Origin of the sequence: Pseudomonas sp. UMAB-40 (assembly GCF_900095275.1) — a bacterium.
Taxonomy (GTDB): domain Bacteria; phylum Pseudomonadota; class Gammaproteobacteria; order Pseudomonadales; family Pseudomonadaceae; genus Aquipseudomonas; species Aquipseudomonas mandelii_B.
In genome coordinates this window covers 69,148-86,219 of record NZ_LT607556.1, presented here as the reverse complement: position 1 = coordinate 86,219, position 17,072 = coordinate 69,148, and the positions used below count along the sequence as shown (strand labels likewise).

General features: G+C 59.5%; 16 protein-coding genes. 7 read left to right on the top strand and 9 right to left on the bottom strand.

Annotation, left to right across the window (positions count from 1 at the left end; translation table 11 throughout):
* Nucleotides 1-18: 18 nt before the first annotated feature.
* The gene (locus K0F88_RS10190) at nt 19-426 is read right to left on the bottom strand and encodes a flagellar basal body-associated protein FliL (RefSeq protein ID WP_094470070.1); all 408 of its coding nucleotides are present in this window, start codon (nt 424-426) and stop codon (nt 19-21) included.
* Nucleotides 427-576: 150 nt separating this feature from the next.
* Here K0F88_RS10190 and K0F88_RS10185 point away from each other — a divergent pair, with 150 nt between their 5' ends.
* On the top strand, nt 577-1,554 hold the full coding sequence (locus K0F88_RS10185; RefSeq protein WP_219094980.1) for an NADPH:quinone oxidoreductase family protein: 978 nt from the start codon (nt 577-579) through the stop codon (nt 1,552-1,554).
* A gap of 50 nt (nt 1,555-1,604) precedes the next feature.
* Here the strand turns inward: K0F88_RS10185 and K0F88_RS10180 are convergent, their stop codons facing one another.
* Nucleotides 1,605-2,219, bottom strand: coding sequence for an energy transducer TonB (locus tag K0F88_RS10180; RefSeq protein ID WP_219094979.1), 615 nt, complete (start codon nt 2,217-2,219; stop codon nt 1,605-1,607).
* Nucleotides 2,220-2,546: 327 nt separating this feature from the next.
* On the opposite strand from K0F88_RS10180, the gene glpT reads away from it, so the two are divergent.
* On the top strand, nt 2,547-3,899 hold the full coding sequence (gene glpT, locus K0F88_RS10175) for a glycerol-3-phosphate transporter (protein ID WP_219094978.1): 1,353 nt from the start codon (nt 2,547-2,549) through the stop codon (nt 3,897-3,899).
* Here the strand turns inward: glpT and K0F88_RS10170 are convergent.
* The 6 genes from K0F88_RS10170 to K0F88_RS10145 form a co-directional block, all read right to left on the bottom strand.
* A complete protein-coding gene (locus tag K0F88_RS10170; protein ID WP_219094977.1) occupies nt 3,872-4,543 on the bottom strand; it encodes a gamma-glutamylcyclotransferase in 672 nt (223 codons plus the stop codon). The genes glpT and K0F88_RS10170 overlap by 28 nt on opposite strands.
* Nucleotides 4,544-4,789: 246 nt before the next feature.
* Complete coding sequence (locus K0F88_RS10165; RefSeq protein WP_219094976.1) at nt 4,790-5,758, bottom strand: CDP-6-deoxy-delta-3,4-glucoseen reductase; 969 nt, start codon at nt 5,756-5,758, stop codon at nt 4,790-4,792.
* Nucleotides 5,758-7,224, bottom strand: a complete 1,467-nt coding sequence (ubiD, locus tag K0F88_RS10160) for a 4-hydroxy-3-polyprenylbenzoate decarboxylase (RefSeq protein ID WP_219094975.1) — start codon at nt 7,222-7,224, stop codon at nt 5,758-5,760. Before ubiD ends, K0F88_RS10165 begins: the two co-directional genes overlap by 1 nt.
* A 139-nt stretch (nt 7,225-7,363) precedes the next feature.
* Nucleotides 7,364-8,623, bottom strand: coding sequence for a transcription termination factor Rho (gene rho / locus K0F88_RS10155; protein ID WP_007942421.1), 1,260 nt, complete (start codon nt 8,621-8,623; stop codon nt 7,364-7,366).
* 248 nt (nt 8,624-8,871) lie between these two features.
* A complete protein-coding gene (gene trxA / locus K0F88_RS10150) occupies nt 8,872-9,201 on the bottom strand; it encodes a thioredoxin TrxA (RefSeq protein ID WP_219094974.1) in 330 nt (109 codons plus the stop codon).
* A gap of 120 nt (nt 9,202-9,321) precedes the next feature.
* Nucleotides 9,322-10,029, bottom strand: a complete 708-nt coding sequence (locus tag K0F88_RS10145; RefSeq protein ID WP_219094973.1) for a FadR/GntR family transcriptional regulator — start codon at nt 10,027-10,029, stop codon at nt 9,322-9,324.
* A gap of 257 nt (nt 10,030-10,286) precedes the next feature.
* Here K0F88_RS10145 and K0F88_RS10140 point away from each other — a divergent pair, with 257 nt between their 5' ends.
* The 5 genes from K0F88_RS10140 (at nt 10,287) to ppx (ending at nt 14,758) form a co-directional block, all read left to right on the top strand.
* Nucleotides 10,287-11,072, top strand: coding sequence for a transporter substrate-binding domain-containing protein (locus tag K0F88_RS10140; protein ID WP_219094972.1), 786 nt, complete (start codon nt 10,287-10,289; stop codon nt 11,070-11,072).
* Nucleotides 11,073-11,093: 21 nt separating this feature from the next.
* Nucleotides 11,094-11,762 (top strand): amino acid ABC transporter permease, encoded by a 669-nt coding sequence (locus tag K0F88_RS10135; protein ID WP_010465033.1) that lies wholly within the window; start codon nt 11,094-11,096, stop codon nt 11,760-11,762.
* Complete coding sequence (locus K0F88_RS10130; RefSeq protein WP_010465035.1) at nt 11,759-12,409, top strand: amino acid ABC transporter permease; 651 nt, start codon at nt 11,759-11,761, stop codon at nt 12,407-12,409. The genes K0F88_RS10135 and K0F88_RS10130 overlap by 4 nt, the downstream gene beginning before the upstream one ends.
* Nucleotides 12,396-13,133 carry an amino acid ABC transporter ATP-binding protein gene (locus K0F88_RS10125; protein WP_010465037.1) on the top strand — a complete coding sequence of 246 codons (738 nt, stop codon included), beginning with the start codon at nt 12,396-12,398 and terminating at the stop codon, nt 13,131-13,133. The genes K0F88_RS10130 and K0F88_RS10125 overlap by 14 nt, the downstream gene beginning before the upstream one ends.
* 122 nt (nt 13,134-13,255) lie before the next feature.
* The gene (gene ppx, locus K0F88_RS10120) at nt 13,256-14,758 is read left to right on the top strand and encodes an exopolyphosphatase (RefSeq protein WP_219095110.1); all 1,503 of its coding nucleotides are present in this window, start codon (nt 13,256-13,258) and stop codon (nt 14,756-14,758) included.
* Nucleotides 14,759-14,847: 89 nt separating this feature from the next.
* On the opposite strand, the gene ppk1 is transcribed toward ppx, so the two are convergent.
* Nucleotides 14,848-17,070: a polyphosphate kinase 1 gene (gene ppk1, locus K0F88_RS10115; protein WP_219094971.1), complete on the bottom strand. Its 2,223-nt coding sequence runs from the start codon at nt 17,068-17,070 to the stop codon at nt 14,848-14,850.
* Nucleotides 17,071-17,072: the final 2 nt, after the last annotated feature.

The window sequence follows — 17,072 nt, the reverse complement described above, 5'->3', positions numbered from 1 at the left end:
GCCCGGGCAGCGAGAGACTTACTGGATGATCAGGTTGTTGAACAACAAATCCTCAACCACCGGCTTGCCGGTTTCATCGCTCATCACTTGCTGGGTTTGTTTCAGGGCTTCCTGACGCAGCTTTTCCTTGGCTTCAACGTTGCTCATCGCTTCGGTCGTCTGCTGGGCAAACAATGCAACCAACTGATTGCGGATCAACGGCTCATTGGCCTTCACCGCCTTGGTCGCCTCGTCACCGGTCACGCGCAATGCCACATCGGCCTTGTAGACCTTGAGCTTCGGCGTGCCGTCCAGCCCGTAGTTGCCCACGAATGGCGGGCTCAGGGTGATGTAATTGACCTTCGGAGCTTCACCTTCTTTGGCTTCTTCGGCCATCGCTGCCACGGGCAGAGAGAGGGCCAGCAACAACATGATCCACGCTTTCACAATTCGCTCCTTATCCGGTTTGCGGCCTAGCATAACGACCCGCCGCTCAAGCACAAGCTTATGGCTGGCTATCAGGGTCGGGCATGCTCGTTGACCCATCGACTCACACACCTACACTTATCGGCCATCACTCCCAAAGGAATAGCCCTGATGAAAGCCGTGCTGTGCAAAGCCTTCGGCCCCGCCGAATCGCTGGTGCTGGAAGACGTCGCCAGTCCTGTCGCGAAGAAGAATGAAATCCTGCTGGACGTGCATGCCGCCGGGGTGAATTTCCCGGACACGCTGATCATCGAGGGCAAATATCAGTTCAAGCCGCCCTTCCCGTTTTCCCCGGGTGGCGAAGCGGCTGGCGTGGTCAGTGCGGTGGGTGAAAAAGTCAGTCACCTCAAGGTCGGTGACCGGGTCATGGCCCTGACCGGCTGGGGCAGTTTCGCCGAGCAGGTCGCCGTGCCGGGCTATAACGTGCTGCCGATCCCGCCCTCGATGGACTTCAACACCGCCGCCGCGTTCAGCATGACCTACGGCACCTCGATGCACGCACTCAAGCAACGGGCCAATCTGCAACCGGGTGAAACCCTGCTGGTGCTTGGTGCTTCCGGCGGTGTTGGCCTGGCCGCCGTGGAAATCGGCAAAGCCATGGGCGCCCGCGTGATCGCTGCCGCCAGCAGCGCCGAAAAACTGGCCGTGGCCAAAGCGGCCGGCGCCGATGAACTGATTAACTACAGCGAAACCAGCCTCAAGGACGAAATCAAACGCCTGACCGACGGCCAGGGTGCCGATGTGATCTACGACCCGGTCGGCGGTGATCTGTTCGACCAGGCCATCCGCGCTATCGCCTGGAATGGCCGCTTGCTGGTGGTCGGTTTCGCCAGCGGACGCATTCCGGAACTGCCGGTGAACCTGGCGCTGCTCAAGGGCGCAGCCGTGGTCGGCGTGTTCTGGGGTTCGTTTGCCCAACGCCAGCCTCAGGACAACGCGGCTAACTTCCAGCAGTTATTTGGCTGGTTTGCCGAGGGCAAGTTGAAGCCGTTGGTGTCGCAGGTGTATCCGCTGAGCAATGCGGCGCAGGCGATCAATGATCTTGGCCAGCGCAAGGCGGTCGGGAAGGTTGTGGTTCAGGTTCGCTGAGCCTGAAGAAGCGGTCCGGATTGTCCGGGCCGCTTTTTTATTACCTTGGGCTAAAACAGTTTCCGGATATCTTCCGGCAGCAAGCTCATGTACTTGCGAACCGGACTCTCCCGACAATCCCTGACTATTTTCGGTACGCGCTTATTCAGTTTGGCAATCAATGCCAGGCGCTCCTCATTCTGTAACTGCGTCGTATAAATCACGTTCGACAAATAGGCACGCGTGTAATCAAACACCGCTGAATCAACCCACGCGTACTCCGGAAAATCGTTCAAAGCTTCATTGATGTCACGGCACCTCAATTGCTTGAGACACTTGTTAGTGTGAATGGGTGTGTCCAGATCCAGTCGGAAAACCATTGGGGCCGTCACTTCCTGCTCGGCAGGTGTATCGCCTTCGACCACCCATGGCTTGAAGCGCCACTGCGCAATCGCCTTGCGGGCCGCTTCTGCCAGATCGGGATGGTTGCTTTGCACAATGCTCAACTTGTTGACCGAACCATCGGCATACACCGTAAATCTGACCCTGACTTCCCCCGTAACCCCGGCCCTGAACAGCTCTCTCGGGTAAATCGGCTTCGGATTGTTTTCAGGGATCAAAAATACCTCCCCTGCCCAGACACCCACGGACGCAACCACCAACAGTACAAACACCAACCACCGCATAGTCCCTCCCCTTCACCACTGAAATGCCAATCCCGGCACCAGCACAAAGGTTAAGACTCAGCGGCCCGAAACAGAACGCCGCGACTTCCTGTTCGGTCGAAGGACATTTCCCAAAGCCTCGTCCTACCCCGGACCGAAATGCGTCATCAATGACCACTAGAGACGATTCCCACAACGCCCTTCACTTATACCTGTGCGACATGTTCATAAAGGAACACGCGATCTGCCACATTTCCGCTGTTTGGTCGATGCGAACCGGTGCTATTTTCGGTAACGAAACTGTAACATTCGCATCCGCAGTCAAAACAAGAAATCTGGAGCTCTTGAATGTTTGCTTTCTTTCGTCCTGCCGCACATCAGGCTCCATTGCCTGAAGAAAAAATAGACGACACCTATAAACGCCTCCGCTGGCAGATCTTCGCCGGGATTTTCATCGGGTATGCGGGTTACTACCTGCTGCGCAAGAACTTCACCCTGGCGTTCCCCGATCTGATCGCCCAAGGCTATACGAAGGGTCAACTGGGTGTGGCCATGTCGGCGATTGCCATCGCCTACGGTCTGTCCAAGTTTCTGATGGGCATCGTGTCCGACCGCTCCAACCCGCGTTACTTCCTGCCCTTCGGCCTGGTGGTCTCCGCCGGGGTGATGTTCGTTTTCGGTTTCGCGCCGTGGGCGACGTCCAGCGTGACCATGATGTTCATCCTGTTGTTCATCAACGGTTGGGCACAAGGCATGGGCTGGCCGCCAAGTGGCCGCACCATGGTGCACTGGTGGTCGCAGAAAGAGCGCGGCGGTGTGGTTTCGGTATGGAACACCGCGCATAACGTCGGCGGTGGCTTGATCGGCCCGTTGGCGATTCTCGGCATGGGCTGGTTCAACGACTGGCACAGCAAGTTCTACGTCCCGGCCGCCGTAGCGCTGCTGGTCGCGGTCTTTGCGTTCATTGTGATGCGCGACACGCCACAATCGACTGGCCTGCCGCCGATCGAGAAGTACAAGAACGATTACCCGGAAGGCTACGACGCCAGCCACGAAGAAGAATTCAGCGCCAAGGACATCTTCGTCAAATACGTGCTGCGCAACAAAATGCTCTGGTTCATCGCCCTGGCCAACGTCTTCGTCTACCTGCTGCGCTACGGCATCCTGGACTGGGCACCGACTTACCTTAAAGAGGTCAAGCACTTCGACTTCGACAAGAGTTCGTGGGCGTATTTCCTCTATGAGTGGGCAGGCATTCCCGGCACGTTGCTGTGCGGCTGGATGTCGGACAAGGTTTTCCGTGGCAACCGTGGCCTGACCGGCATGGTGTTCATGGCATTGGTGACCGTTGCGACGATCGTGTACTGGCTGAACCCGCCGGGCAACCCGATGGTCGACATGATCTCGCTGTTCGCGATCGGCTTCCTGATCTACGGTCCGGTGATGCTGGTTGGTTTGCAAGCGCTGGAACTGGTGCCGAAGAAGGCCGCCGGTACCGCCGCGGGCTTTACCGGTCTGTTCGGTTACTTGGGCGGGTCAGTCGCGGCAAGTGCGCTGATGGGCTACACCGTGGACTATTTCGGTTGGGATGGCGGCTTCATCCTGTTGGTAGCCGCCTGTTTGCTGGCAATGGCATTCCTGGCCCCCACGCTGGGGCACAAGCAAATCGCCAGTCAGACCCGCGAAGAAGCGATCGCCTGATCAGCCTTTGATTTGCAGCGCTTGAGCCGCGCCTCCAGATTCCGGTCTGGCATGGCGTGGCTACGCAGGGCGTTGGCGGTCTGCTCGACATAATCGCGAGTGGTGCCGTAACGCCCGCAAGCGTTTTCGAACACGTGGCTCAGCACATGATCCGGCAAGTTGCCGGCATAGCTGGGCAGGTGCCGCTCCAAGACAAACCCCAATGCCTGAACCTGGCTTCCGTCTTCGAGACGGCAGTTGAGCCAATGTGGGCGATAGGAAGGAAAGGGCATTTCGCGCTGCCAAAGTGCGTAAAGCGAGGCTTCAAGTTGTTCTTCAGGCAAACGATAGGCGAAGCCGCTGCAAGACCCGCCGCGATCCAGGCCAAAGACCAAGCCAGGGACTTCCGGCGTGCCGCGATGTTCGTGGGACCACAGGTACAAGCCGCGATGGTAGCCGTGCACTCGGCCGCGAACGCGTTCCACCGCCGCACATTCAGGGCGCCAGATCAGCGAACCATAAGCGAACAACCAGACTGGCCCGCCCTTGTGTCGAGCCATGGTCGACTGCATCGAGCTGAGCAATTGTTCGTGCGTGAGCTGCGGCCCCAGATCGAGCCGCGGAGGGTAAGCCAGATTCAAAAATGCAGATTCAATGGCACTCATGGCGAATAGCGTTCAGCTCCCCGCGGATAAAGAATTACTTAATAGAACGCACCGCTGTAACAATAAGGCACATATGTTTTAAGGCAATTTAAGTGCCATGGCACAGTTCTTAAATAATGACCTTGCTGGATATAACCTACCGGCATTTATATAAATGTATAAATACCGATCGGCTATATGGGGAGTTATAACGATCAAAATCGCGGATCAAAATCACGGATCAAGATCGCGGATCAAAATCGCGGATCAAGATCGTGGCGCGTAGGCAAAGACGTCGGCGCGCATCTGATGCGCATCCATCCCCGCGTCGACCAAAGCATCCAGCGTGCCGTAGACCATGGCCGGTGAGCCGCTGGCATACACGTGCAGCGCTTTCAGATCAGAGAAGTCCTCACACACTGCCTCATGCAACATGCCGCAACGCCCCTGCCAGCCGCATTGATCGCTGACGACTTTATGCAGGAACAGATTGGGCAGCTTCAGCCACTCATCCCAATGCTCGATTTCATAAAAGTCTTCCGGCCGACGCACACCCCAATACAGATGCACCGGATGTTTAAAACCCGCGGCCCGGCAATGTTCGATCAGGCTGTGGATCTGGCCCATGCCGGTGCCGGCGGCAATCAGCACCAGCGGACCGTCCGGCAGTTCCGCCAGATGGGTATCGCCGAACGGCATCTCGATGCGCACCATCGGATTGCGTTGCAATTGTTCGATCAGGTTCAGCGCACTGCTTTCGCGCGCCAGCACATGGATTTCCAGGTCGCGCCCGGCATGGGGTGCCGAGGCCAGGGAGAAGGCGGACTTCTCGCCGTTCTCGCGCTCGATCATCAAATACTGACCCGCGTGATAACGCGGCGGCTTGCCGGCTGGCGCCCGCAGATGCACGCGAAAGGTATCTCCGCCGACGTCCCTGCATTCAATGACCTGACACGACAAGCTGCGCACCGGCAATTCTCCCAGCGCGAGCACGCCATCCCACAGCACGATGCAGTCTTCCAGCGGCTCTGCTATGCAAGTGTAGAACTCGCCATGGTCACGCACACCGCCGTCCTGTTCGACCCGGCCTTCCACCAGCAACGCCGCGCACACGTGGCAATTGCCGTTGCGGCAGCTTTGCGGGCATTCATAGCCCAGACGCCGCGCGCCATCGAGAATCCGCTCGCCGGGCAGAATCTCTAGCACTGCTCCGGAGGGCTGCAAGGTTACACGCATCAATCTATTCCTAACTGATTCCAGATGGCATCGATCCGTTGGGTCACGGCGTCGTCCTTGACGATCACCCGGCCCCACTCGCGAGTGGTTTCGCCCGGCCATTTATGCGTGGCATCGAGCCCCATCTTCGAACCCAGTCCGGAGACCGGCGAGGCGAAGTCGAGGTAGTCGATCGGCGTGTTGTCGATCATCACCGTGTCGCGCTTGGGGTCCATGCGCGTGGTGATGGCCCAGATCACGTCGTTCCAGTCCCGCGCGTTGATATCGTCATCACAGACGATAACGAACTTGGTGTACATGAACTGTCGCAAAAACGACCAGACACCGAGCATTACCCGCTTGGCGTGGCCCGGATACGACTTCTTCATGGTCACGATGGCCATGCGATACGAGCAACCTTCCGGCGGCAGGTAGAAGTCGGTGATTTCCGGGAACTGCTTCTGCAGGATCGGCACGAACACTTCATTCAGCGCCACGCCGAGAATCGCCGGCTCATCCGGCGGACGGCCGGTGTAGGTGCTGTGGTAGATCGGTTTGATCCGGTGGGTGATGCGCTCGACGGTGAACACCGGGAAGCTGTCGACTTCGTTGTAGTAGCCGGTGTGGTCGCCGTAAGGGCCTTCGTCGGCCATCTCGCCCGGATGGATCACGCCTTCAAGGATGATCTCGGCGGTGGCCGGCACTTGCAGGTCGTTGCCACGGCACTTCACCAGCTCGGTGCGGTTGCCGCGCAGCAGACCGGCGAAAGCGTATTCGGAAAGGCTGTCCGGTACCGGCGTCACGGCGCCAAGGATGGTTGCCGGGTCAGCGCCCAGGGCCACGGACACCGGGAACGGCTGACCAGGATGCTTTTCGCACCACTCACGGTAGTCCAGCGCGCCGCCCCGGTGGCTCAGCCAGCGCATGATGACTTTGTTGCGGCCAATGACTTGCTGACGGTAGATGCCAAGGTTCTGACGATCCTTGTTCGGACCTTTGGTGACGGTCAGGCCCCAGGTGATCAGCGGGCCGACGTCGCCTGGCCAGCAGGTCTGCACCGGCAGCATCGCCAAGTCGACGTCGTCGCCTTCGATGACCACTTCCTGGCACACCGCGTCTTTGACGACTTTCGGCGCCATCGCGATGATCTTGCGGAAGATCGGCAGCTTGGACCAGGCGTCTTTCAAGCCCTTCGGTGGCTCGGGCTCTTTGAGGAAGGCCAGCAGCTTGCCGATCTCGCGCAATTCGCTGACCGCTTCTGCGCCCATGCCCAGCGCTACGCGCTCAGGGGTGCCGAACAGGTTGCCGAGCACCGGGATGTCATAACCCGTGGGTTTTTCGAAAAGCAGCGCCGGACCTTTGGCACGCAGGGTGCGGTCGCAGACCTCGGTCATTTCGAGCACTGGGGACACCGGAACCTGGATGCGCTTGAGTTCGCCGCGCTTTTCCAGGCCGCTGATAAAGTCGCGCAAGTCGCGATACTGCATGCGTGAGCCTCGTGTTGGCCGTGCCGTTCGGGGGTGGCAGTTTAGCGCCGAACCCCTCTATTCAGAACCATGAACTGCCGGTTCCTCAAAAATCAGATAGCAAAAAGCCGGGTTTCCCCGGCTTTTTGGCCCGTTCGACTTACTTGCGTTTCATCGACAGGAAGAACTCATCGTTGGTCTTGGTCGTTTTCAGCTTGTCGACCAGGAACTCGATGGCAGCGATTTCGTCCATCGGGTGCAGCAGCTTGCGCAGGATCCACATGCGCTGCAACTCGTCGTCGGCCGTCAGCAACTCTTCGCGGCGGGTGCCGGAACGGTTGATGTTGATGGCCGGGAAGACGCGTTTTTCAGCGATACGACGGTCCAGAGGCAGTTCCATGTTGCCGGTGCCTTTGAATTCCTCGTAGATCACTTCGTCCATCTTCGAGCCGGTTTCAACCAGCGCGGTGGCGATGATGGTCAGCGAACCGCCTTCTTCGATGTTCCGCGCGGCGCCGAAGAAACGTTTCGGTTTCTCCAGGGCGTGGGCATCGACACCACCGGTGAGTACTTTGCCGGAGCTCGGGATCACGGTGTTGTAGGCGCGAGCCAGACGGGTGATGGAGTCAAGCAGGATCACCACGTCTTTCTTGTGTTCGACCAGCCGCTTGGCCTTCTCGATCACCATTTCGGCAACCTGCACGTGGCGGGTTGGCGGCTCGTCGAACGTCGAGGCAACCACTTCGCCGCGCACGGTGCGCTGCATTTCGGTCACTTCTTCCGGACGTTCGTCGATCAGCAATACGATCAGATGAACTTCAGGATTGTTACGAGCAATGTTGGCTGCGATGTTCTGCAGCATGATCGTTTTACCGGCTTTCGGCGGTGCAACGATCAGACCGCGCTGGCCTTTGCCGATCGGGGCGCACAGGTCAATGACACGACCGGTCAAGTCTTCGGTGGAACCGTTGCCGGCTTCCATCTTCATGCGCACGGTCGGGAACAGCGGGGTCAGGTTCTCGAAGAGAATCTTGTTTTTCGCGTTCTCGGGACGATCGTAGTTGATCGTGTCGACCTTGAGCAGCGCGAAATAACGCTCGCCTTCCTTGGGAGGGCGGATCTTGCCAACGATGGTGTCACCGGTGCGCAAGTTGAAGCGACGGATCTGGCTCGGCGAGACATAGATATCGTCTGGGCCGGCGAGATAGGAAGCGTCAGCGGAGCGCAGGAAGCCGAAGCCGTCCTGGAGAATCTCCAGCACGCCATCACCGGAGATTTCCTCGCCGCTTTTAGCGTGCTTTTTGAGCAGGGAGAAAATCACGTCCTGCTTGCGCGAACGGGCCATATTTTCTATGCCCATCTGTTCGGCCAATTCGAGCAGTTCGGTAATCGGCTTTTGCTTGAGTTCAGTCAGATTCATATAGGAATGACGTAATCATTTATGGAGGGGGGGAAATTAAGCTTTTGGCTTAATGAGGCCGCGCCGCAGAGAAGGCGACAGGATCGCGTACTTATTCGAAAAGGAGTGCGTCGGCGACGGCTAGCAGGGGGCAATGGAGAAACCAGTGCGGGGCCGAATGTACCACCTGAGTTTCGGAGCGTCTAGCCCTCAATAACGAAAAGGCCCCGCAATGTGCGGGGCCTTTTCATGACGCTTTATAACAACGCTTAAATGTTGGCGTCGAGGAAGGCCGCCAGTTGCGACTTCGACAGTGCGCCGACCTTGGTCGCTTCAACGTTGCCGTTCTTGAACAGCATCAGAGTCGGGATACCACGCACGCCATGCTTGGCCGGGGTTTCCTGATTCTCGTCGATGTTCAGCTTGGCAATGGTCAACTTGCCTTTGTAGGTTTCAGCAATTTCGTCCAGGACAGGAGCGATCATTTTGCAAGGGCCGCACCATTCAGCCCAGTAGTCGACCAGTACAGCGCCTTCGGCCTTGAGGACGTCGACGTCGAAGCTAGCGTCGGTGACGTGTTTGATAAGATCGCTGCTCATGGAAGTCTCCAGGTTGTAAGCAAAAAAACGTGGCCCATCATAGCCGCCCTTCCCTCGTTCAGGAAGGTGCAGTTGATTGAGTCTCGCTATGGTGGCGCATGACTTTGGGTATAGCTCAAGTCACGGAGTGGCGGGAGCGACGAAGGCAATTCCGGTGCGCAGGGCGGCATTGCGCACATGTTCCTGCATGGCTTTCTGCGCTGCGCCGGACGAGCGCCGGGCCAGCGCGCGGAGTATTTTACGGTGCTCCTGCCAGGTTTCCATGGCGCGCTCGGCCCGGATGAACGGTAGCTTCTGGCTCTCCAGAAAAATGTCGGCGCTTGCCGTGAGGATGCTCAGCATCGCCTGATTACCGCTGGCCAGCAGGATGCGTCGGTGAAAATCGAAATCCAGTCGCGCCGCCGCCTCGAAGTCGCCGACCTTCAATTCGTTGCGCATGGCGGCCACGTTATCTTCCAACGTATCGAGTTCGTGAGTGCTCAGGGTTACCGCCGCCAAACCGGCGGCAAAACCTTCCAGGGCATAGCGCAACTGGAAAATGTCCAACGGCGATGCCTGGGCCGCAAATGGCCAGCTCAGTGCCGCATCGCCGCGCGGCAAATCCACCGGCGACTGCACGAACACGCCTTTTCCCGGTTGGATGCTGATCACCCCCAGCGCACTCAACGACGACAGCGCCTCACGCAGCGACGCCCGGCTGACCCCCAATTGCACCGCCAGATCCCGCTGCGAGGGCAAGGCATCGCCCGGCGCGAACCCCTGCTCGGTGATCAGTTTACGGATGGCTTGCAGCGCCACTTCAGGTACGGCTCGGGAAATCGAATTCATGGCTTTTTCAGACGAACCAGGACAATGAGCGGCTAGTTGTAAAGCTATTCGCAGCACTCGGCAAGTCGTGCCCCATGGGGGTTCGGCACGTTTCACGGATGCGCCATGAGGGTGCGAAACGCCCTTCCACTGTTCAGACCAGTAAGACCGAACGAATCCAGTAAAACCGTGGCCTGCGGTACACAAAACCGCTTCTTGGCATGGCCCGTGCTCTGTCGATCCGCAGAATTCATTCCTCGCCGATCCGGAGATTCGCCATGACCCTGCGTTACAGCGCCCTTCTCACTGCCCTGTTTGCCAGCCTGATGTTGAGCCAGGCACCCGCTCACGCCGACGGCCTGGAGGATGTGGTCAAACGCGGCGTCCTCAAGGTGGCCGTGCCTCAGGACTTTCCACCGTTCGGCTCGGTCGGCCCGGACATGAAACCGCGCGGCCTCGACATCGACACCGCCAAACTGCTGGCCGAGCAACTCAAGGTCAAACTTGAACTGACCCCGGTCAACAGCACCAACCGCATCCCGTTCCTGACCACCGGCAAGGTCGACCTGGTGATCTCCAGCCTGGGCAAAAACCCCGAGCGCGAGAAAGTCATCGACTTCTCAAGCGCCTATGCGCCGTTCTACCTCGCGGTGTTCGGCCCGCCAGACGCCGACATCAAAAGCCTGGACGACCTCAAGGGCAAGACCGTCAGCGTCACCCGAGGCGCCATCGAAGACATCGAGCTGACCAAAGTCGCTCCCGAAGGCGTGACCATCAAACGCTTCGAAGACAACAACTCGACCATCGCCGCCTACATCGCCGGCCAGGTTGACTTGATCGCCAGCGGCAACGTGGTGATGGTCGCGATCAGCGAGAAGAACCCGAAACGCATTCCAGCGTTGAAAGTGAAGCTCAAGGACTCGCCGGTCTATGTCGGCGTGAACAAGAACGAGCCGGCACTGCTGGGCAAGGTCAATCAGATCCTCGCCACCGCCAAAACCGACGGTGCACTGGAGAAAAACTCCCAGACCTGGCTGAAAGAGCCATTGCCGGCCGACCTCTGATCGTCGCTCGGGAGATTAGATATGGCCTATCAGTTCGACTTTCTGCCGGTGGTGCAAAACACCGACCTGCTGCTGCGCGGCGCCTTGTTCACCCTTGAACTGACGGCCATCGGCGCGGTGCTGGGTGTGGGGCTGGGCATTGTCGGGGCGCTGGTGCGGGCGTGGAACATTCGCCCGTTCTCGGCGATCTTCGGGGTCTACGTCGAGTTGATCCGTAATACGCCGTTCCTGGTGCAGCTGTTTTTCATTTTCTTCGGCTTACCGTCGCTGGGCGTGCAGATTTCCGAATGGCAGGCGGCGGTGCTGGCGATGGTGATCAACCTCGGCGCCTATTCGACCGAGATCATCCGCGCCGGCATCCAGGCGATCCCCCGAGGACAGCTGGAAGCCGCTGCGGCCCTGGCGATGAGCCGATTCGAAGCGTTCCGCCATGTGGTTCTGCTGCCGGCACTGGGCAAAGTCTGGCCGGCCCTGAGCAGCCAGATCATCATCGTCATGCTCGGCTCGGCGGTCTGTTCGCAAATCGCCACCGAAGAATTGAGCTTCGCCGCCAACTTCATTCAGTCGCGCAACTTCCGCGCCTTTGAAACCTATGCACTGACCACGCTGCTGTACCTGTGCATGGCGCTGCTGATCCGCCAACTGCTGAACTGGATCGGCCGTCGCTATATATCGAGGAGCAGCCAATGAGCGATTTCACCTTCTGGGACGTCGTGCGCAACCTGCTCACCGGCCTGCAATGGACCCTGGCGTTATCGCTGGTGGCGTTTATCGGCGGCGGGTTGATCGGCTTGCTGATCATGGTCATGCGCATCTCGAAAAAGCCCCTGCCGCGCAACATTGCCCGCACCTACATCGAGTTGTTCCAGGGCACGCCGCTGTTGATGCAGCTGTTTCTGGTGTTCTTCGGCGTGGCGCTGGCCGGTGTGGAGATTTCGCCGTGGATGGCGGCGGCGCTGGCCCTGACGCTGTTCACCAGCGCTTATCTGGCAGAGATCTGGCGCGGCTGCGTCGACTCGATTCCCAACGGCCAGTGGGAAGCCTCGTCGAGCCTGGCGCTCAACCCACTGGAGCAGTTGCGCTACGTGATTCTGCCGCAAGCGCTGCGGATCGCCGTGGCGCCCACCGTGGGCTTCTCGGTGCAAGTGGTCAAAGGCACCGCCGTGACCTCGATCATCGGCTTCACCGAACTGACCAAGACCGGCGGCATGCTCGCCAACGCGACGTTCGAACCGTTCATGGTCTACGGCCTCGTGGCCCTCGGCTACTTCCTGCTGTGCTACCCCTTGTCCCTCAGTGCGCGCTATCTGGAAAGGAGACTGCATGCCTCTGCTTAGAATTTCCGCCCTGCATAAATATTACGGCGACCACCATGTGCTCAAAGGTATCGACCTCAGTGTCGAGGAAGGCCAGGTGGTGGCGATCATCGGCCGCAGCGGCTCGGGCAAATCCACGTTGCTGCGCACCCTCAATGGCCTGGAGTCGATCAACGACGGCGTGATCGAAGTCGACGGCGAATACCTCGACGCCGCGCGCGCCGATTTGCGCACCTTGCGGCAGAAAGTCGGGATGGTGTTCCAGCAGTTCAATCTGTTCCCGCACCTGACCGTGGGCGAGAACGTGATGCTCGCACCGCAAGTGGTGCAGAAAGTACCGAAGGCCAAAGCGGTCGAGCTGGCGCGGGAGATGCTGGAGAGGGTCGGGCTGGGCGAGAAATTTGATGCCTTCCCGGATCGGCTGTCGGGCGGTCAGCAACAGCGCGTGGCGATTGCCCGGGCGCTGGCAATGTCACCCAAAGTCTTGCTGTGCGACGAAATCACGTCAGCGCTGGACCCGGAATTGGTCAATGAAGTGCTGAGCGTGGTCCGGCAACTGGCCAAGGAAGGGATGACGCTGATCATGGTCACCCATGAAATGCGCTTTGCCCGGGAGGTGGGGGATAAGCTGGTGTTCATGCATCAGGGCAAGGTGCATGAGGTCGGGGATCCGAAGATTTTGTTTGCAAATCCGCAGACGGCGGAGCTGGCGAATTTCATCGGCACAGTTGAAGCAGCAGGCTAACCCTTTTGTGGAGAGGGAGCTCATGCCGTCCGTGCTCTGGATCAAGGCTTTGAACGCTGCGCGTTGGCGCCAGCCTTTGATCGTGGCACGATGTCGAGGTTATCGACCGAGACCCCATGACCATGCCGCAATCCCAAGCCAAGAATCTGTCCCTGATCGCCGCAATCGACCTGGGCTCCAACAGCTTTCACATGGTCGTGGCCAAGGCCCAGAACGGCGAAATCCGTATTCTCGAGCGCCTCGGGGAGAAGGTTCAGCTGGCTGCAGGCATCGACGAAGAGCGTCAGCTCAACGAAGAATCGATGCAGCGCGGGCTCGATTGCCTGAAGCGTTTTGCCCAACTGATCAACGGTATGCCGTCGGGTGCCGTGCGGATCGTCGGCACCAACGCCCTGCGTGAAGCCCGAAACCGCGGCGAATTCATCCGCCGCGCCGAAGAGATTCTCGGCCACTCGGTGGAAGTCATCTCCGGTCGTGAAGAAGCACGCCTGATCTACCTTGGCGTCTCCCACACCCTCGCCGACACCCCGGGCAAACGCCTGGTGGCCGACATCGGCGGCGGCAGTACCGAATTCATCATCGGCCAGCGCTTCGAACCGCTGCTGCGCGAAAGCCTGCAAATGGGCTGCGTCAGTTATACCCAGCGTTATTTCAAGGACGGCAAGATCACCCCGGCCCGCTACGCCCAGGCGTACACCGCAGCGCGGCTGGAGATCATGAGCATCGAACACGCCCTGCACCGCCTGACCTGGGATGAAGCCATCGGCTCCTCGGGCACCATCCGTGCGATCGGCCTGGCCCTGAAGGCCGGCGGTCATGGCACGGGCGAGGTCAACGCCGAAGGCCTGGCCTGGCTCAAGCGCAAACTGATGAAGCTGGGCGACGTTGAGAAAATCGACTTCGAAGGCATCAAGCCCGACCGCCGCGCAATCTTCCCGGCGGGCCTGGCGATTCTCGAAGCGATCTTCGACGCCCTCGAGCTGCAACGCATGGACCACTGTGAAGGCGCCCTGCGCGAAGGCGTGCTCTATGACCTGCTGGGCCGTCATCACCATGAAGACGTGCGTGAGCGCACCCTCAGCTCGCTGATGGAGCGTTATCACGTCGATCTGGAACAAGCGGCACGGGTCGAACGCAAAGCCCTGCATGCCTTCGATCAGGTGGCCAAGGATTGGGACCTGGATGACGGCGTCTGGCGCGAACTGCTCGGCTGGGCCGCCAAGGTCCATGAAGTGGGCCTGGACATCGCTCACTATCAGTACCACAAGCACGGCGCCTACCTGATCGAGCACTCGGACCTGGCCGGGTTCTCCCGCGAAGACCAACTGATGCTCGCGCTACTGGTGCGCGGTCACCGACGCAACATTCCGCGGGACCGCTTTGCCGATTTCGGCGATGACGGCATCAAGCTGATTCGCCTGTGCGTGCTGCTGCGCTTTGCGATCCTGTTCCATCACATCCGTGGCACTCAGGAAATGCCGCAGGTCGTGTTGCACGCCAAACGCGACAGCCTCGATGTGTTGTTCCCGGAAAACTGGCTGGACGAAAACCAACTGACCCAGGCCGACTTCGCCCTTGAGGCGGAATGGCTGACTCGGGTCAGCTTTACGTTGAACGTTCGCTAAAAGTTAAACACCCTCGCCACAAGTAGACAGCTGAAACCAAAAAGGGCGATCCACATGGATCGCCCTTTTTTTGCCCAACCGAATGTGCGTCAGCGAACGGCCAGAATCGGGCTGCCCAACCGCTCCAGCAAGGTCGCCTGCGCGCTGCGCGGGTTCTGGTTGCCGGTCGGGGTGTTGCGTATGTAGCGACCGTCCGCCTGCAGGCTCCAGCTGTGAGTGTTATCGGTCAGATAAAGCTCCAGCTCTTTCTTGACCCGCATGATCAGCTTCTTGCCTTCCACCGGGAAGCAAGTCTCTACGCGCTTGTCGAGGTTGCGCTCCATCCAGTCGGCGCTGGACAGGAACATCTGCTCCTCACCGCCATTGAGGAAGTAGAACACCCGGGTGTGCTCCAGGAAACGCCCGATGATCGAGCGCACGTGGATGTTGTGCGAAACCCCGGCGATGCCCGGCCGCAGGCAGCACATGCCGCGCACCACCAGATCGATACGTACCCCGGACTGACTGGCCTTGTACAGCGCGCGGATGATCTTCGGATCGGTCAGCGAGTTGAACTTGGCGATGATGTGCGCCGGTTTGCCGTCGAGGGCGAACTGGGTTTCGCGGGCAATCATGTCGAGCATGCCCTTCTTCAACGTGAACGGCGCATGCAGCAGCTTCTTCATGCGCAGGGTTTTACCCATGCCGATCAGCTGGCTGAACAGTTTGCCGACGTCTTCGCACAAGGCGTCATCCGAGGTCAGCAAGCTGTAGTCGGTGTACAGACGGGCGTTGGCGGCGTGGTAGTTGCCTGTCCCCAAATGCGCGTAACGCACGATCTCGCCGGCCTCGCGACGCAGAATCAGCATCATCTTGGCGTGGGTCTTGAAGCCGACCACGCCGTAGATCACCACCGCACCGGCCGCCTGCAGACGGCTGGCCAGTTGCAGGTTGGACTCTTCATCAAAGCGGGCACGCAATTCGATCACCGCGGTGACCTCTTTGCCGTTACGCGCCGCATCGACCAGCGCATCGACGATTTCCGAGTTGGCGCCGGAACGGTACAGCGTCTGGCGGACCGCCAATACATGCGGGTCCTTCGCGGCCTGGCGCAGCAGGTCGACCACCGGGGTGAAGGACTCGAACGGGTGCAGCAGCAGGATGTCCTGCTTGCTGATCACGCTGAAGATGTTCTCGCTGTTTTGCAGCAGTTTCGGGATCTGCGGGGTGAACGGCGTGTATTGCAACGCTCGCTGACTGTCCAGGCCGGTAATGCTGAACAGGCGGGTCAAGTTGACCGGACCGTTGACCTGATACAGCTCGGTCTCGTGCAGGTTGAACTGCTTGAGCAAGTAGTCGGACAAGTGTTTCGGGCACGTGTCGGCCACTTCCAGACGCACCGCGTCACCGTAGCGACGGGAGAACAGCTCGCCGCGCAGGGCGCGGGCCAGATCTTCCACGTCTTCGGTATCGACCGCGAGGTCGGCGTTTCGGGTCAGGCGGAACTGGTAGCAGCCCTTGACCTTCATGCCCTGGAACAGGTCATCGGCGTGCGCGTGGATCATCGACGACAGAAACACATAGTTGTCGCCGGCGCCGCCCACCTCTTCCGGCAACTTGATCACGCGCGGCAGCAGGCGTGGCGCGGGGATGATCGCCAGACCGGAATCGCGACCGAAGGCGTCGATGCCTTCGAGCTCGACGATGAAGTTCAGGCTCTTGTTCACCAGCAACGGGAACGGGTGCGTCGGGTCGAGGCCGATCGGGGTGATGATCGGCGCAATCTCGTCGCGGAAATAGCGGCGCACCCAGGTTTTGATCTTGGTGGTCCAGTGACGCCGACGGATGAAGCGGACCTGATGTTTTTCCAGTTCCGGCAACAGAATGTCGTTGAGAATCGCGTATTGGCGGTCGACATGACCGTGCACCAGTTCGCTGATGCGGGCCAGGGCCTGATGCGGTTGCAGGCCATCGGCGCCAGCCTGTTCACGGGCGAAGGTGATCTGCTTCTTCAGGCCAGCCACGCGAATCTCGAAGAACTCGTCCAGGTTGCTGGAGAAGATCAGCAGAAACTTCAGCCGCTCCAGCAACGGGTAGGACTCATCCAGCGCCTGTTCCAACACGCGGATATTGAACTGCAGTTGCGAGAGCTCGCGATGGATGTACAGGCTGCTGTCATCCAGACCGGGAATGGCAATCGCCGGCGCCGCGGTCGCGGGCTCGGTGACCGCCGCGGGTGGAGCGGGCTCCAGCTCCGGCGGGGTCTCGGCGATTTGCTCGACCACGGGTTGAGCCTCTTTTACGGCAACTTCAGTGAGTCCTTCGGTATTCATGG

Bases quoted from the DNA above. Each gene is read 5' to 3' on its own strand.
- K0F88_RS10185 (WP_219094980.1), top strand. From the start codon at position 577: ATGAAAGCCGTGCTGTGCAAAGCCTTCGGCCCCGCCGAATCGCTGGTG.
- K0F88_RS10180 (WP_219094979.1), bottom strand. From the start codon at position 2,219: ATGCGGTGGTTGGTGTTTGTACTGTTGGTGGTTGCGTCCGTGGGTGTC.
- glpT (WP_219094978.1), top strand. From the start codon at position 2,547: ATGTTTGCTTTCTTTCGTCCTGCCGCACATCAGGCTCCATTGCCTGAA.
- K0F88_RS10170 (WP_219094977.1), bottom strand. From the start codon at position 4,543: ATGAGTGCCATTGAATCTGCATTTTTGAATCTGGCTTACCCTCCGCGG.
- K0F88_RS10165 (WP_219094976.1), bottom strand. From the start codon at position 5,758: ATGCGTGTAACCTTGCAGCCCTCCGGAGCAGTGCTAGAGATTCTGCCC.
- ubiD (WP_219094975.1), bottom strand. From the start codon at position 7,224: ATGCAGTATCGCGACTTGCGCGACTTTATCAGCGGCCTGGAAAAGCGC.
- rho (WP_007942421.1), bottom strand. From the start codon at position 8,623: ATGAATCTGACTGAACTCAAGCAAAAGCCGATTACCGAACTGCTCGAA.
- trxA (WP_219094974.1), bottom strand. From the start codon at position 9,201: ATGAGCAGCGATCTTATCAAACACGTCACCGACGCTAGCTTCGACGTC.
- K0F88_RS10145 (WP_219094973.1), bottom strand. From the start codon at position 10,029: ATGAATTCGATTTCCCGAGCCGTACCTGAAGTGGCGCTGCAAGCCATC.
- K0F88_RS10140 (WP_219094972.1), top strand. From the start codon at position 10,287: ATGACCCTGCGTTACAGCGCCCTTCTCACTGCCCTGTTTGCCAGCCTG.
- K0F88_RS10135 (WP_010465033.1), top strand. From the start codon at position 11,094: ATGGCCTATCAGTTCGACTTTCTGCCGGTGGTGCAAAACACCGACCTG.
- K0F88_RS10130 (WP_010465035.1), top strand. From the start codon at position 11,759: ATGAGCGATTTCACCTTCTGGGACGTCGTGCGCAACCTGCTCACCGGC.
- K0F88_RS10125 (WP_010465037.1), top strand. From the start codon at position 12,396: ATGCCTCTGCTTAGAATTTCCGCCCTGCATAAATATTACGGCGACCAC.
- ppx (WP_219095110.1), top strand. From the start codon at position 13,256: ATGCCGCAATCCCAAGCCAAGAATCTGTCCCTGATCGCCGCAATCGAC.
- ppk1 (WP_219094971.1), bottom strand. From the start codon at position 17,070: ATGAATACCGAAGGACTCACTGAAGTTGCCGTAAAAGAGGCTCAACCC.